Origin of the sequence: Amycolatopsis sp. lyj-112 (genome assembly GCF_046549055.1) — a bacterium.
In the GTDB taxonomy this organism is placed as follows: domain Bacteria; phylum Actinomycetota; class Actinomycetes; order Mycobacteriales; family Pseudonocardiaceae; genus Amycolatopsis.
Genome location: NZ_JAJPWS010000003.1, coordinates 199,470 through 212,359, shown reverse-complemented (window position 1 = coordinate 212,359; position 12,890 = coordinate 199,470). Strand labels below are relative to the sequence as shown.

13 protein-coding genes are annotated in these 12,890 nt (G+C 66.9%); 3 read left to right on the top strand and 10 right to left on the bottom strand.

What is annotated here, in order from left to right; all coding sequences use genetic code 11:
* Positions 1 to 87 precede the first annotated feature (87 nt).
* Positions 88 to 372, bottom strand: a complete 285-nt coding sequence (locus tag ACLJRL_RS12985; protein ID WP_410656384.1) for an SAV_915 family protein — start codon at positions 370 to 372, stop codon at positions 88 to 90.
* A 50-nt stretch (positions 373 to 422) separates the two neighbouring features.
* On the opposite strand from ACLJRL_RS12985, the gene ACLJRL_RS12980 reads away from it, so the two are divergent.
* A complete protein-coding gene (locus ACLJRL_RS12980; RefSeq protein WP_410656383.1) occupies positions 423 to 1,133 on the top strand; it encodes a hypothetical protein in 711 nt (236 codons plus the stop codon).
* Between the two features lie 84 nt (positions 1,134 to 1,217).
* On the opposite strand, the gene ACLJRL_RS12975 is transcribed toward ACLJRL_RS12980, so the two are convergent.
* Both ACLJRL_RS12975 and ACLJRL_RS12970 read right to left on the bottom strand, forming a co-directional pair.
* Entirely contained in the window at positions 1,218 to 2,585 is a 1,368-nt protein-coding gene (locus tag ACLJRL_RS12975) for a dicarboxylate/amino acid:cation symporter (RefSeq protein WP_410656382.1), read from the bottom strand.
* 100 nt (positions 2,586 to 2,685) lie between these two features.
* Positions 2,686 to 3,339 (bottom strand): Maf family protein, encoded by a 654-nt coding sequence (locus ACLJRL_RS12970; RefSeq protein WP_410656381.1) that lies wholly within the window; start codon positions 3,337 to 3,339, stop codon positions 2,686 to 2,688.
* Between the two features lie 166 nt (positions 3,340 to 3,505).
* Here ACLJRL_RS12970 and ACLJRL_RS12965 point away from each other — a divergent pair, with 166 nt between their 5' ends.
* Positions 3,506 to 5,314 carry a glycoside hydrolase family 3 protein gene (locus tag ACLJRL_RS12965; protein ID WP_410656380.1) on the top strand — a complete coding sequence of 603 codons (1,809 nt, stop codon included), beginning with the start codon at positions 3,506 to 3,508 and terminating at the stop codon, positions 5,312 to 5,314.
* 290 nt (positions 5,315 to 5,604) lie between these two features.
* Here ACLJRL_RS12965 and ACLJRL_RS12960 read toward each other — a convergent pair whose 3' ends face one another.
* Both ACLJRL_RS12960 and ACLJRL_RS12955 read right to left on the bottom strand, forming a co-directional pair.
* Positions 5,605 to 7,224 (bottom strand): DHA2 family efflux MFS transporter permease subunit, encoded by a 1,620-nt coding sequence (locus ACLJRL_RS12960; protein ID WP_410656379.1) that lies wholly within the window; start codon positions 7,222 to 7,224, stop codon positions 5,605 to 5,607.
* Positions 7,205 to 7,831, bottom strand: a complete 627-nt coding sequence (locus ACLJRL_RS12955) for a PadR family transcriptional regulator (RefSeq protein ID WP_410656378.1) — start codon at positions 7,829 to 7,831, stop codon at positions 7,205 to 7,207. The genes ACLJRL_RS12960 and ACLJRL_RS12955 overlap by 20 nt, the downstream gene beginning before the upstream one ends.
* Before the next feature lie 160 nt (positions 7,832 to 7,991).
* Between ACLJRL_RS12955 and ACLJRL_RS12950 the strand changes: the two genes are divergently transcribed.
* Entirely contained in the window at positions 7,992 to 9,371 is a 1,380-nt protein-coding gene (locus tag ACLJRL_RS12950) for a serine hydrolase domain-containing protein (protein WP_410656377.1), read from the top strand.
* Positions 9,372 to 9,378: 7 nt separating this feature from the next.
* On the opposite strand, the gene ACLJRL_RS12945 is transcribed toward ACLJRL_RS12950, so the two are convergent.
* The 5 genes from ACLJRL_RS12945 to ACLJRL_RS12925 form a co-directional block, all read right to left on the bottom strand.
* Complete coding sequence (locus ACLJRL_RS12945) at positions 9,379 to 9,699, bottom strand: hypothetical protein (protein WP_410656376.1); 321 nt, start codon at positions 9,697 to 9,699, stop codon at positions 9,379 to 9,381.
* Positions 9,696 to 9,905 carry a DUF397 domain-containing protein gene (locus tag ACLJRL_RS12940; RefSeq protein WP_410656375.1) on the bottom strand — a complete coding sequence of 70 codons (210 nt, stop codon included), beginning with the start codon at positions 9,903 to 9,905 and terminating at the stop codon, positions 9,696 to 9,698. Before ACLJRL_RS12940 ends, ACLJRL_RS12945 begins: the two co-directional genes overlap by 4 nt.
* 221 nt (positions 9,906 to 10,126) lie before the next feature.
* A complete protein-coding gene (locus ACLJRL_RS12935; protein ID WP_410656374.1) occupies positions 10,127 to 10,948 on the bottom strand; it encodes a helix-turn-helix domain-containing protein in 822 nt (273 codons plus the stop codon).
* 84 nt (positions 10,949 to 11,032) lie between these two features.
* Complete coding sequence (locus ACLJRL_RS12930) at positions 11,033 to 11,251, bottom strand: acyl-CoA carboxylase subunit epsilon (RefSeq protein WP_410656373.1); 219 nt, start codon at positions 11,249 to 11,251, stop codon at positions 11,033 to 11,035.
* Entirely contained in the window at positions 11,248 to 12,885 is a 1,638-nt protein-coding gene (locus ACLJRL_RS12925) for an acyl-CoA carboxylase subunit beta (RefSeq protein ID WP_410656372.1), read from the bottom strand. Before ACLJRL_RS12925 ends, ACLJRL_RS12930 begins: the two co-directional genes overlap by 4 nt.
* Between the last annotated feature and the right edge of the window lie 5 nt (positions 12,886 to 12,890).

Here is a 12,890-nt window from a genome sequence, read left to right as displayed (position 1 = left end):
GTCGGGCCGCCCCGATGCGGCTCCGCAGCAGTTTACGGAAATCCAGCTCTGGTTGAGTGAGAGCAAGGCCACCCCCAGTGAGACCGTTTATACCAGCGCGTCGCGGTGCCGCAGTTCTTCCGGAAGGTCCGAATCCAGCACGATCAGGTCATACGGCTGTTCTTTGTAGACGTGTCCCAGGTGCTCGGATTTGACCAGTGCCCAGGGCTGGTGCTGACCGCAGCACTCGACCAGCCGCTGCACCGTGCTGAAGGCGATCAGCGCCATCCGGCCGTCGGTGGTCTTGCGGAGTTCGATTTCGGCCTTCGCGAAATCCTTCGGCTTTTTCGCCGTGGGGAGGAAGAGGGCGTTGGGCAATCCGGGGTTCGTCACGGGAACAACATAGACGTGCACTCTGTGCGAGATCACTTACGCTCTCGGATATGCGGACACAGGAAGCGCGGACACCTCGATCCGTGCTGCTCATCGCGGTGCTCGCCGCCGTGGTGACGGTGGGGGTGTTCGCGGCCGTCGTCCTGCTCCGTCCCGGCGAGCCCGTGCCGGCGGACGACGACCGGCCCGCGGTGACCGACGCCGCACCGGCGCCGGGGGTCGACTGCGGCGGATCGGCCTGCCGGGAGATCGGTGCGATGAGCGTCGGCAGCGTGCCCGTGGTCCTGCTGGCCGACGACGCGGGGAAGCAGGGCGTGGTCCGGATCGGGACGGACACCGTTTTCCCGCTGATCGTCAACGACATGGGGGTCACCCTCGCGAGTGATTCGCTGCGCTGCGTCGACGGCGCGACGCCGGTCTGCCTGGTGCGCGGCGACGTCAGCGGCGGGTCGGCGGGCGAGTTGTTCGTCGCTCGCGGCGGGATCTGGCGGGACACCGGGAAGCCGTACTTCTCCGACGCCGGCACGATCGCCCTGCACGACGTGACCGCCGACGGGATCGCCGACGTCATCGTCGTGCGGCACGAGTGCCCGGGCGCGCAATCCGGCTCGGCCCGATGCCAGGCGGCGCCGGTGCTGGCGGAGGTCTACGAGGTCGCGCGCGGCACCGTGGGCTGCACCCGCCGGTACACCGCGCCTTCGGAACTGAAGGGCTGGCCGGAGGTCCGGCTCACTCGCGCGGACCTGCGCCCCTGCCCCTGAAACGGGAGCAAGGGACCTTTGCTACCGCTCGCTCGGCCAGGCTGAGTAAGCGGTAGCAAAGGTCCCTTGCTCACTTTTCGCAGGTCAGGACTTCGTGCCTGCTGCGACAGGCTCCTTCTCCGTCGTAGCCGCTTCGCCGTCTTCGCTGGGCGAAGGGTCGGTCCGCGAGTTGAGCACCTCGTCGTCTAGGAGGCCTTCGCCGCGGGCGACGACGACCGGGACGACGATCTGGCCGGCGACGTTGGTCGCGGTCCGCATCATGTCCATGATCGGGTTGACCGAGTAGATCAGCGCGATTCCGAGCGCCACCTGCTGCGCGTCGAGGCCGATGAACGCGGTGGTCAGGGTCAGCGCGGTCAGCCAGCCGGTGGTACCCGCGGTGGCCAGCGCGCCGAGCACGGCGACCACGACGATCCCGGCGTACTGCCAGAAGTTCAGCGAAACACCGGACAGGTTCGCGATGAAGATGGCGCCGATCGCCGGGAACACCGCGGCGCACCCGTCCATCTTCGTCGCGCTGCCCAGCGGAGTCGCGAAGGCGGCGTACGCGGGCTGGACGCCCAGGTTGACGGCGGACTGCCGGGTCAGGGGCAGCGTCGCGGCCGAAGACTGCGAAGCGAACGCGAACTGGATCGCGGTGCCCGCCTTCGAGAAGAACGTCAGCGGGCTGACCTTCGCCACGAACTGCAGAAGGATCGGGTACACCACGAAGAGGACGAGGAGGCAGCCGACGTACACCGCGAGAGTGGTGCTGAGCAACGGCCGGAACAGCGCGTCACCGTAGTTCGCCACCGCCGCGCCGATCAGGCCGATGATGCCGATCGGGGCCAGCCGGACGATCCAGCCGAGGTAGCGCTGGATGATCTCGAACACGCTGGTGGTGAAGTCGACGAACGGCTTGGCCTTGTCGCCGAGGCTGTAGGCGGCCGCGCCGATCAGCACGGCGAGGACCAGCACCTGCAGCGTCTCGCCTTCGGTGAAAGCGGTGAGGAAGTTCTTCGGCAGCAAGCCGTCGACGAAGGCGCTCCAAGAGCCCCAGCTGTCGACGCTCTTTGTTGCCTTGTCTGCGTTTTTCGCGGTCGCGGCGACGCCGTCGCCGAGTCCGCCGCTGCCCGGGTTGAACAGTTTCGCGACCGCGATACCGATCAGCGACGCGATGAAGGAGGTGATCGCGAACCATAGGACGGTCTTGCCGCCCAGCCGGGCGGCCGTCTTGCCGCCGCCGAGGTTGCGCAGGCTGTTGATGCCCACCACGATCGCCGTGAAGACCAGCGGGATCACCGCGATCTGCAGCAGCGTGGTGAAGATCGTGCCGATCTGGTCGAGCAGCTCGGTCAGCCAGCTCGCTTCGGTCGTCCTGGCGAGAATGCCGAGAAGGGCACCCACGACGAGCGAGCCGAGGACCGCCGCCGCGAAGACCCTTGGCCTGGTGTAGGTCCGAATGAAAGACACGGGGCGACTCCGGTGCGTGAAAGTTTCCTGATTTACCGAACGTGAAGAACGTTCGGCGAGGCAGGACTCTTCCGGATCACCCGATCGTGTGGGAGGTGTCTCAGGATGCGGGACGGGTCCAGAGATCGATGACGCTCAGCCCGACTTCGGTCAGCAGACGCCGGGTCAGCGGGAGGCTGATCCCGATGACGCTGGAGAAATCGCCGTCGATGCCCTCGACGAACCAGCCGCCCCGTCCGTCCAGCGTGAAGCCGCCCGCGACCTGGAGCGGTTCGCCGGACGCGATGTAGGCGTCGATCTCTTCCTGTGACGGCGTACCGAAGCGAACGGTCGTTCCTTCGGTGTCCGAGGCTTCCTTCGTCTTCTCGCCGTTCTCGACGCGGATGATCGCGTGGCCGGTGAGAAGTTCACCGGTTTTCCCGGCCATCGACGCCCAGCGCTCGCGCGCGGCCTCCGGCGTGAGCGGCTTGCCGACCATCTCACCGTTGATCGACAGCATCGAGTCGCAGCCCACGATGACCATGTCGGCGCCTCCGTCGTGGGTGCCGCCCTCGTGGGTTCCGATCAGGGTCTCGAAAACCGCTTCGGCCTTCGCGGCGGCGAGCGCGCGGACCAGTTCGACCGGGGTCGGATCGGCCAGCGAGGCGGCCACCGCGTCCTCGTCGACGCCGGAAACGACAACGCTCGGGTCGAGTCCCGCGGAGCGCAGGACGGCGAGGCGGGCGGGGGACTGGGACGCAAGGACGAAACGCACAACCGGAAGGTACTCGACGGGTCTCCGTTGCTTAATTGTGACCTGGGACACTCGATCGTGCGGCTAGTTTGTTGTGGCGCGCAACATATGGATTGTTCGAGCTACGGAGGAAACAATGTCGTCCCGCCTCCGCGTCAGAAGATCTCTTCGCACGACGCAAACCACAATGCTCGCGGGCCTGCTCCTGGCCGGTTCGGCCTTGTCGCCGTCACTGGCGTCGGCCACCCCCGGGCCGGTGTACAAGAATCCCCACGCTTCAGTGTCCGCACGGGTCAACGACCTGCTCAAACGCATGAGCCTCGACGACAAGATCGGCCAGATGACGCAGGCCGAACGAGGCGCGGTCACTCCCGATCAGGCAGCCGCCCTCAAGTTGGGGTCACTGCTTTCCGGCGGTGGCTCGGTGCCCGCCAGCAACACCCCGGCCGGCTGGGCCGACATGGTCGACGGCTATCAGAAGGCGGCCGTTTCGACGCCGCTCGGCATCCCCACGATCTACGGCGTCGACGCCGTGCACGGCCACAACAACGTCTACGGCGCGACGATCTTCCCGCACAACATCGGCCTCGGCGCCGCGAACAACCCGCGCCTGGTCGAGAAGATCGGCCGCGCGACGGCGCTGGAAGTCGCCGGAACCGGTCCGCAGTGGGACTTCTCGCCGTGCCTGTGCGTCGCCCGCGACGATCGCTGGGGCCGCACGTACGAGTCCTTCGGCGAATCCCCGCGCGACGCCATCTCCAACGCTTCGGCCATCACCGGTCTGCAGGGTCGCAGGCTGGGGGAGAAGCCGGGGTCGGTGCTCGCGACCGCGAAGCACTACGTCGGCGACGGCGGCACCGCGAACGGCGTCGACCAGGGCAACACCGAGGTCAGCGAACGCGAACTGCGCCAGATCCACCTCCCGCCGTTCCGCGAGGCGATCGACCGCGGCGTCGGCTCGGTGATGATCTCGTTCTCCAGCTTCCACGGGGTGCGCATGCACGCCCAGAAGTACCTGATCACCGACGTCCTCAAGAAGGAACTGCGGTTCTCCGGCCTGGTGATCTCGGACTACAACGCGATCAACCAGATCGACGGCCAGGAAGGCTTCACTCCCGAAGAAGTGCGCCTTTCGGTGAACGCCGGCATCGACATGTTCATGGTCCCGTGGGACGCGCCGCAGTTCATCTCCTACCTCAAGGCCGAGGTCGAGGCGGGCCGCGTCTCGCTCGGCCGGATCGACGACGCGAACCGCCGGATCCTGGCGGAGAAGTTCAAGCTCGGCCTGTTCGAGCACCCGTACACCGACCGCTCGCTCCAGAAGACGTTCGGCAGCAAGGAACACCGCGAGCTGGCCCGGCAAGCCGTCCGCGAATCCCAGGTGCTGCTGAAGAACGACGGTGTACTGCCCCTGGCGAAGAAGAACAACAAGATCTTCGTCGCGGGCAAGAACGCGAACGACATCGGCAACCAGGCAGGCGGCTGGACGCTCACCTGGCAGGGCCAGAGCGGCCCGGTCATCCCGGGCACGACCATCCTCGACGGCCTGAAATCGGGCGCCGGGAAGGGAACCACGGTGACCTATGACCGTGCGGGTAACGGAATCGACAAGAGCTACCAGGTCGCGGTCGCAGTGGTGGGCGAAACGCCGTACGCCGAAGGGCAGGGAGACCGGCCCAGCGGCTTCGGGCTCGACGCCGAAGACCTCGCGACGATCGCCAAACTGAAGAGCTCCGGCGTCCCGGTGGTCGCGGTGACCGTGTCCGGCCGCCCGCTCGAGATCACCCCGCAACTGCCGCAGTTCAACGGTCTCGTCGCCGCCTGGCTCCCGGGCAGCGAGGGTGCCGGCGTCGCCGACGTCCTCTACGGCGACTACAACCCGACGGGCAAGCTGACCTTCAGCTGGCCGACCAACGCGGCGCAGGAACCGGTGAACGTCGGCGACGGCAAGAAGGCGCTGTTCCCGTACGGCTACGGCCTGCGGTACCGCCGGTAGAAGTCTTCCGCCCTCCCGCGGATGAGATGAAGGGGCCTGTCATCGCGAACTTGCGATGACAGGCCCCTTCATCGCTCCCCGCGTTTAGTCCTCTACTTGCGATACTTGCGCGCGCAAGGACCGCGGTTCTCAGGACGTGAAGGCCCCCTTGCCTACTCTCAAGGTAGGGAAGGAGGTCTTCACGGACTCCTCCGGCACGGTCGGTCTTCGAGGCACGCAAGTAGTCCTCTACTTGCGCCCTGCGTTTAGTCCTCTGGTTGCGGTTGTTGCGTGCGCAAGTATCGGGAGCTTCAGGCGGCGGTGGAGGCGGTAGCCGGTGCGGAGGCCGGAGGCGGGGTCCGGGGTGTCGGACGTCGCATCGTGAGCGCCGAGAGAACCCCCAGCAGAAGGACCGCCGCCGGCAGGAGCAGCGTCACCCGAGCGGCGTCGGTCAGTCCATTGTGGACCGCTTCGAGCGCGAGCCGCTGGGCTTGTTCGGCCACGTCGGGGGGAAGTCCCGGGATGGGCGCCTGCGAGCCGGACGAGCCGAATTCGCCGGTCGATTCCGCGGCTTTCGCGATGCCTTCCGCGAAGGGCGCGCGGTACTGCTCGGGAAGCGTCATCGCGGCTTTCGCGGCCTCGTCGGCGATCGACACGCTGATGCGTGCCTGCAGCAGCACGCCGATCGCGGCGCTACCGAGCACGCCGCCGACCTGGCGGGCGGTGTTGAAGATGCCCGAAGCCGTTCCGGTGAGCCGCGGCTCGACCGAGCTCATCGTCATGTTGCTCATCGGCGCGAAGATGAACCCGATCCCGGCACCGGCCAGCAGCAAGGCGGGCGTGAGCGACCACGCGTTGGCGTCCGCTCGTGCCAGCAGCGCGGCGAGCCCCATCCCCGCGGCGAGCGCGGTCAGCCCGATGATCAGCAGGATCTTGCCGTTGACCCGGTCCGACGCCTTGCCCACGAACGGGCCGATCATGCCCGCCAGCAACGACATCGGCGCGAACAGCAGGCCCGACATGGTCGGGGATTCGCCGAGGACGGCCTGGATGTAGATCACCAGCGGCAGGAACATGCCGGTCATCGCGAATCCGACGGTGACCGAAGTCAGCGTTCCCGCCGAGAAGTTGCGATTGGCGAAGACTCCCAGCGGAAGAAGCGGCTCTTTGCGGTTGTAACGCTGCCACAGGAAGAAAGCGATCAGCAGGACGACGCCTGCCCCGATGATCTCGAAGACGGTGATCGGGCCGAACACCCGTCCCCAGTCGTAGTGCTGTCCATTTTGGACGCCGTACACGACGCAGAACAGGCCGACGCCGGACAGCAGGATTCCGGGCACGTCGAAGGAATGCGAATGTTTCGGCTGCCAGTCCGGCACCTTCAGCACCGCCAGCGCGAGCGCGACCACGCCGACCGGGAGGTTGACGAAGAAGATCCATTCCCAGCCGAGGTGGTCGACGAGCACGCCGCCGAGCAGCGGACCGACGATCGCCGCGATCCCGGCGACACCGCTCCAAAGCCCCATGGCGGGACCACGTTTCGACGGCGGGAAGAGGTGGCTGATGAACGCCAGGGTCTGCGGGGTCATCAAGGCGGCGCCGAGTCCCTGCACCGCACGGGCGGCGATGAGCATCTCGACCGAGCCGGACAGCCCGCACCACAACGAGGCGAGGGTGAACACCACGAGCCCGGCCAGGTAGATCCGCTTTGGACCGAACCTGTCCCCGAGACGGCTGGCGAACAGCATCGGCACCGCGTAGGCCAGCAGGTAGACGCTGATCACCCAGACGATCGCGTTCAGCCCGGCGCCGAGTTCGCGCAGCATCGCGGGAATCGCCGTCGAAACGATCGTGGTGTCGAGCAGGATCATGAAGAAACCCAGGCACAGCGCGGAAAGTGCCGCCCAGGGATTAGCTTGTCTTGCGTTCATCGGGTTCGTCCTCGGTGACCAGGTTCAGGCTCGGCGTGCAGTGATCCTGAAATCCGATGCGGCCGGATTCCAGGTCTTCGATGAGGTTCTGGGTCCACTTGAGCTCGAAGGCGCGCCGCGCGGCCGTGTAGGACCAGTCGAGCCAGTAGACCTCCAGGAGGTGCTGCTCGTTGACCAGGCTTTCGAGCACCACCTGGTCCGACGCGGCCGCGGCCTGCAGCTGGAGCACCCGGTGCTTGAGCTGGTCCACCGAGATCTCCCGGCCGAGTTCGTCGATGACGGCGAGCCCGCTGAGGTACTCGGGATACTCCTCGGCCGGAGTGCTGAGCATCGTCTTGGCGCGATCGAGGAACTCGTCGCGGCCCTCGTCCGTCATGGCGTAGACGGTGCGTTCGGGGCGCTTTCCGTCCCGCTGTGTCTCGACGACTTCGACGTAACCGTTCTGCTGCAAGCGATCAACGGTGTGGTAGAGCGACCCGGCCTTCACCTTGACCCGCGTGCTGACGTAGCGCTCCCGCATCAGCTGCGTCATTTCGTACGGATGCATGGGCCGCTCGTGGAGCAGCTCCAGCACCGCGACGGCCAGTGGGGTGAGCTTCGAGGCCATACATGATCCCCTCGGATGATTCCGTATTGATTATTCCGCATGGACTATATGACATCGACCGGTCCGCCTTCAAGGGGCCATCTCTCTTGCGCACACTGAACGCCTGTGCGTACAGTGTGCGCAAGACGAGAACAGCGTACGCAACTGAAGGAGAGAAGCGATGCCGAACACCGTGAACTGGGACGCCGGACGCTGGCAGGCCAAGCTGGACGAGCTCCGCGCGGCCCACCATGTCCCGGGTGCCGCGCTCGCCGTCCTCGCCGGCGGGGAGATCCACGAACTCGCCAGCGGAGTACTGCACCGCGGAACCGGCGTCGAAGTGACGACCGATTCGGTGTTCCAGCTCGGTTCGATCGCCAAGGTCTACACCGCCACCCTGATCATGAGGCTGGCCGAAACCGGTGAACTCGATCTCGACGCACCGGTGGTGGACGTGCTCCCCGAGTTCGAAACGATCGATCCCGAAGCGACCAAGACGATCACCATCCGGCAGCTGCTCAGCCACACCAGTGGTCTGACGTGCGATTTCAACCACGACACCGGCCGGGGTGACGACTGCATCGCCCGCTACGTCGAGGCGAGCAAGGGAATCGCCATGGACTGCCCGCCGGGGACCGCGGTCTCCTACAGCAGCGTCGGCTACGTCGTGCTCGGCCGCATCGTCGAGGTCGTGACCGGGTCGACCTGGGACCAGGCGCTGCAAGAGCTGCTTTTCGCGCCTCTCGGCCTGAAGCAGTCGATGACCTTGCCGGAAGAGGCGCTGAGTTTTCGTGCGGCGATGGGTCACCTCGGCGAGCCGGGGGAGGAGCCGGAGCCCGCGCCGGCCTGGGATCTGATGCCCCGGTCGGTCGGACCGGGGGCGCGGGTGATCGCCTCGGCCGGCGACGTCGTCCGGCTCGCGCGGATGCACCTCGATGACGGCCTGGCCGCTGACGGGACCCAGGTTCTGGCGCCCGGGACGGTCGCGGCGATGCGCCGCCGCGAAGTCGACGTCCCCGACAAGTGGACGGTCAGCGCGGACGGCTGGGGTCTCGGCTGGACGCTCTATGACTGGGACGGCACGCCCGGCTTCGGCCACGACGGCGCGTCGATCGGGCAGTACGCGTATCTGCGGGTGGTCCCGTCGGCGGGGGTGGCCATCGCCTTGGTGACCAACGGCGGCGGCGCCCGGCAGCTTTACGCGGCACTGTTCCGCGAACTGCTCGAGGAGTTCGCCGACGTCCGCCTTCCCGATTCCTTCGCACCGCCCGCCGAAGCCCCTGTCGTCGACATGGCGAGGTTCGCGGGTGTCTACCGGCGGGAAGGCGTGATCATCACGGTGACCGAAGACCTGAAGCTGACGTACGACTTCGTGGACGGAATGAAGGACTTGTCGCCGACCCTGCACATGGATCTGGTCGCCGTCACGGAGACGGTCTTCGCCGCTTCGGGTGCCGGCCCGTCCTTCAGCGAGGACTGGATGCCTGTGGTGTTCTCGACCCTTTCGACCGGCACGGAATGCGTCTACATCGGAATGCGCGCCGCGCCGAAGGACGCCTAGTTCTTGTCTAGTTCCGTGGTCTCGAACCGATCTCCTGTTCCATGAAGCGGTGGTACTCGATCGCCGCGATCGAGTACTCCAGCTGGTCGAACGTCGGCGCGGGGAGCGCGCCGTTGAAGACGATCGTCAGGCTCTTCCGGGAGACGTTGATGATGTACGGATCGACGCCGAGTTCTTCACAGCTCTCGCGCAGCACCGCCGTCCATCGCTCCAGGTCCTCGTGCTCGGCGAGGTGCTCCCAGCGGGCGACGATCCAGTTGCCGTTGATCAGCTGGCCCGCCATCTCCCGTGGCTCGTGGACCATGTACGGCTTCGCGACGTCGTTCATCGGGCCAAGTGGTCCAGGAACGCGTTGAAGGATTCGGCCGGGAACACCAGGATCGGCCGGGTCTCGGCCGGGATCGCGCCTTGCTTGGTATCCCGGACGCCGACCATCCCGGGTAGTGCGCCGACCTCGACGCAGGCGTTCTCTTCCCAATGCGTGTAGGTCGACTTGTGCCAGTCGTGCATGCGGTCGTGCCAGTTGTTGGTCATCGGAGCGCCTTTCCCCAGTGACTGGTTTTGGCAAGTAGACGGCTTGCGGGGACGCAACGTTGTCAAGATCGGGTGAACCGTCGCCGCTGGTCGGTGAGTGGTCCGGGAAAGCCCCCTTGATCGCGCTCGGCGCACGAAAGAGGGTCTTCGTCGACTGCCGCTGGACTCACGATGCACTCTCAGGGTGCATAGGGCCAAGAGTCCTTGGTCACCGGAGTGGTTCAGCCGGTGAGCCGTCGGTAATCGGCCGCGATCCGGGCCAGATGGGAGCGCGCTACGTCGTCGTAGGTGGCGTAGCGCTCCACTTCGGCGAAGTTCTTCTCGTAGTCCGCCACTTCCCGCTCGTCCGTGACCAGCGCCGTGGCCGTCTGCGTGCCGAGGAGCACCGCGCGCGAGTCGTAGATGTCGAAACCGTGGAGGACCGGGACCGACACGGCGGTGGTCCACGGGATCACGCCCAGCCGCGTCTTCCCGCGTCCGGAGAGGTCGATGAGGTGATCGAGCTGGGCCAGCATGGTCGCCGCGCCGCCCATGTTCCAGCGCAGGGCGCCTTCGGTCAGCACGAAATGGAACTCACGCGTGGTGCCGAGAATGCTCTGGCGCTCCAGCCGCGCTTCGACGGTCTGGTCCCGCTCGCCCTCCGGAAGGGAATCGCCGAAGAGCGCGGTGATGTAGTCGCGGGTCTGGAGCAGGCCGAAGACGATCGTCGGCTGGAAACTCCGGATGCGGGCGGACGCGGCCTCGATCTTGCCGATGCGCTGCTGCATCCGCCAGGCGCCCCGCTGCAGGACGACGCGGGCCGAGGACGCTTCCTCGCGCAGGTCACGGGTGATCGCGACGAGTTCACGCCGGACGGACGCGGGTGCGCGGTAGACGCGGCACAGCGCGACCACCTGCTCCTCCGTCGGCATGAAAGCGCCGGTTTCCACCCGCGACACCTTGGACTGGCTGAGGCCCGTGAGAGTCGCCGCTTCGGTCCCGGACAGACCGGCGGCTCTGCGCAACCGGCGCAGCTCGGTGGAGAGGTGGTCCTGGTTCGTCACGCACGGCTTTCTGGGGCGATCGGAGTTCTCGGGCTTGAAACGATAGCCCGCGGAATCCGGATCCGCGCCGCGGTGAGTGCCGCGTCAGCGAGGAAGTGCCGAAGCCCGCCACGCGCCGTCACCCGGGGCGAGCTCCGCCCGTACGAGCGAGGTCTTGTCGGCCCACCACGAGTCCCGTTTCGGTGCCGGCCGCGGAGCCCGCGCGACCGACGCCGCGGCGACGACGGCGGTCAGCGCGGCCAGTTCGGCGTCGCTCGGGTTGCCCCGGACGACCCGCAGCAGTGGTGTATCGGGCGCGCTCACAGCGGGATGTTCCCGTGCTTCTTCGGCGGCAGGGACTCTCGTTTGCCCTCCAGCAACGACAGTGCCTTCGCGATGTGGCCGCGAGTGTGCGCGGGCACGATCACCGAGTCGACGTATCCGCGCTCGGCGGCCGCGTACGGATTCAGGAGCGTGTCTTCGTACTCCTGGATCAGCTCGGCCCGCAACGCGTCGACGTCCTTGCCGTCGGCGGCGGCCGCGGCGAGTGTCTTGCGGTGCACGATGTTCGCCGCTCCCTGCGCGCCCATGACCGCGACCTGCGCCGTCGGCCAGGCCAGGTTGACGTCCGCGCCGAGGTGCTTCGAACCCATGACGTCGTACGCGCCGCCGTACGCCTTGCGGGTGATGACGGTGACGAGCGGGACGGTCGCTTCGGCGTAGGCGTAGATCAGCTTCGCGCCGCGCCGGATGATGCCGTTCCATTCCTGGTCGGTGCCGGGCAGGAAGCCCGGGACGTCGACGAAGGTCAGGACCGGGATGTTGAACGCGTCGCAGGTGCGCACGAACCGGGCGGCCTTCTCGGACGCGTCGATGTCGAGGCAGCCGGCGAACTGGGTCGGCTGGTTCGCGACGATGCCGACGCTGCGCCCGTCCACCCGGCCGAAACCGACCAGGATGTTCGGCGCGAACAGCTCGTGCACCTCGAGGAAGTCGCCGTCGTCGACGATGCGGTTGATGACTTCGTGCATGTCGTACGGCTGGTTCGGCGAATCCGGGATCAGCGTGTCCAGCTCGCGGTCCGAGTCGGAGACATCATCGAAGAAGCCTCCAGCGGGCGCGTCGGTCTCGAAGCGCGGAGCTTCGGACAGGTTGTTCGCCGGGAGGAACGAGAGCAGCTCCTTGACGTAGGCGATCGCGTCGTCGTCGTCGGAGCCGAGGTAGTGCGCGACACCCGAACGGGTGTTGTGCGTGCGCCCGCCGCCGAGCTCCTCGAAGGAGACCTCTTCACCGGTCACGGTCTTCACGACGTCGGGGCCGGTGATGAACATGTGCGAGGTCTTGTCGACCATCACCACGAAGTCGGTCAGTGCGGGGGAGTAGACGTGCCCGCCCGCGTTGGCGCCCATGATCAGCGAGATCTGCGGGATGACGCCGGACGCCTTGACGTTGCGGTTGAAGATCTCGCCGTACAGCCCGAGCGAGACGACGCCTTCCTGGATCCGAGCGCCGCCGCCCTCGTTGATGCCGACGATCGGGCGGCCGGTCTTGATCGCCAGGTCCATCACCTTGACGATCTTTTCGCCGTAGACCTCGCCGAGTGAGCCGCCGAAGACGGTGACGTCCTGGCTGAACACGCACACCGGACGGCCGTCGACGGTGCCGTAGCCGGTGACGACGCCGTCGCCGTAAGGCCGGTTCTTTTCCTGGCCGAAGTTGACCGAGCGGTGCTTCGCCAATTCGTCGAGTTCGACGAACGAGCCTTCGTCCAGCAGCAGGTCGATCCGCTCACGGGCGGTCTTCTTGCCCTTGGCGTGCTGTTTCTCCACCGCCCTCGCTGAGCCCGCGTGTACCGCCTCGTCATACCGGCGGTACAGGTCGGCCAGTTTGCCGGCCGTGGTGTGGATGTCCGGTTCGTTCTCGGGCGGCGTCCCGAGCGGCTCCGTCGCACTGCTCATGAATC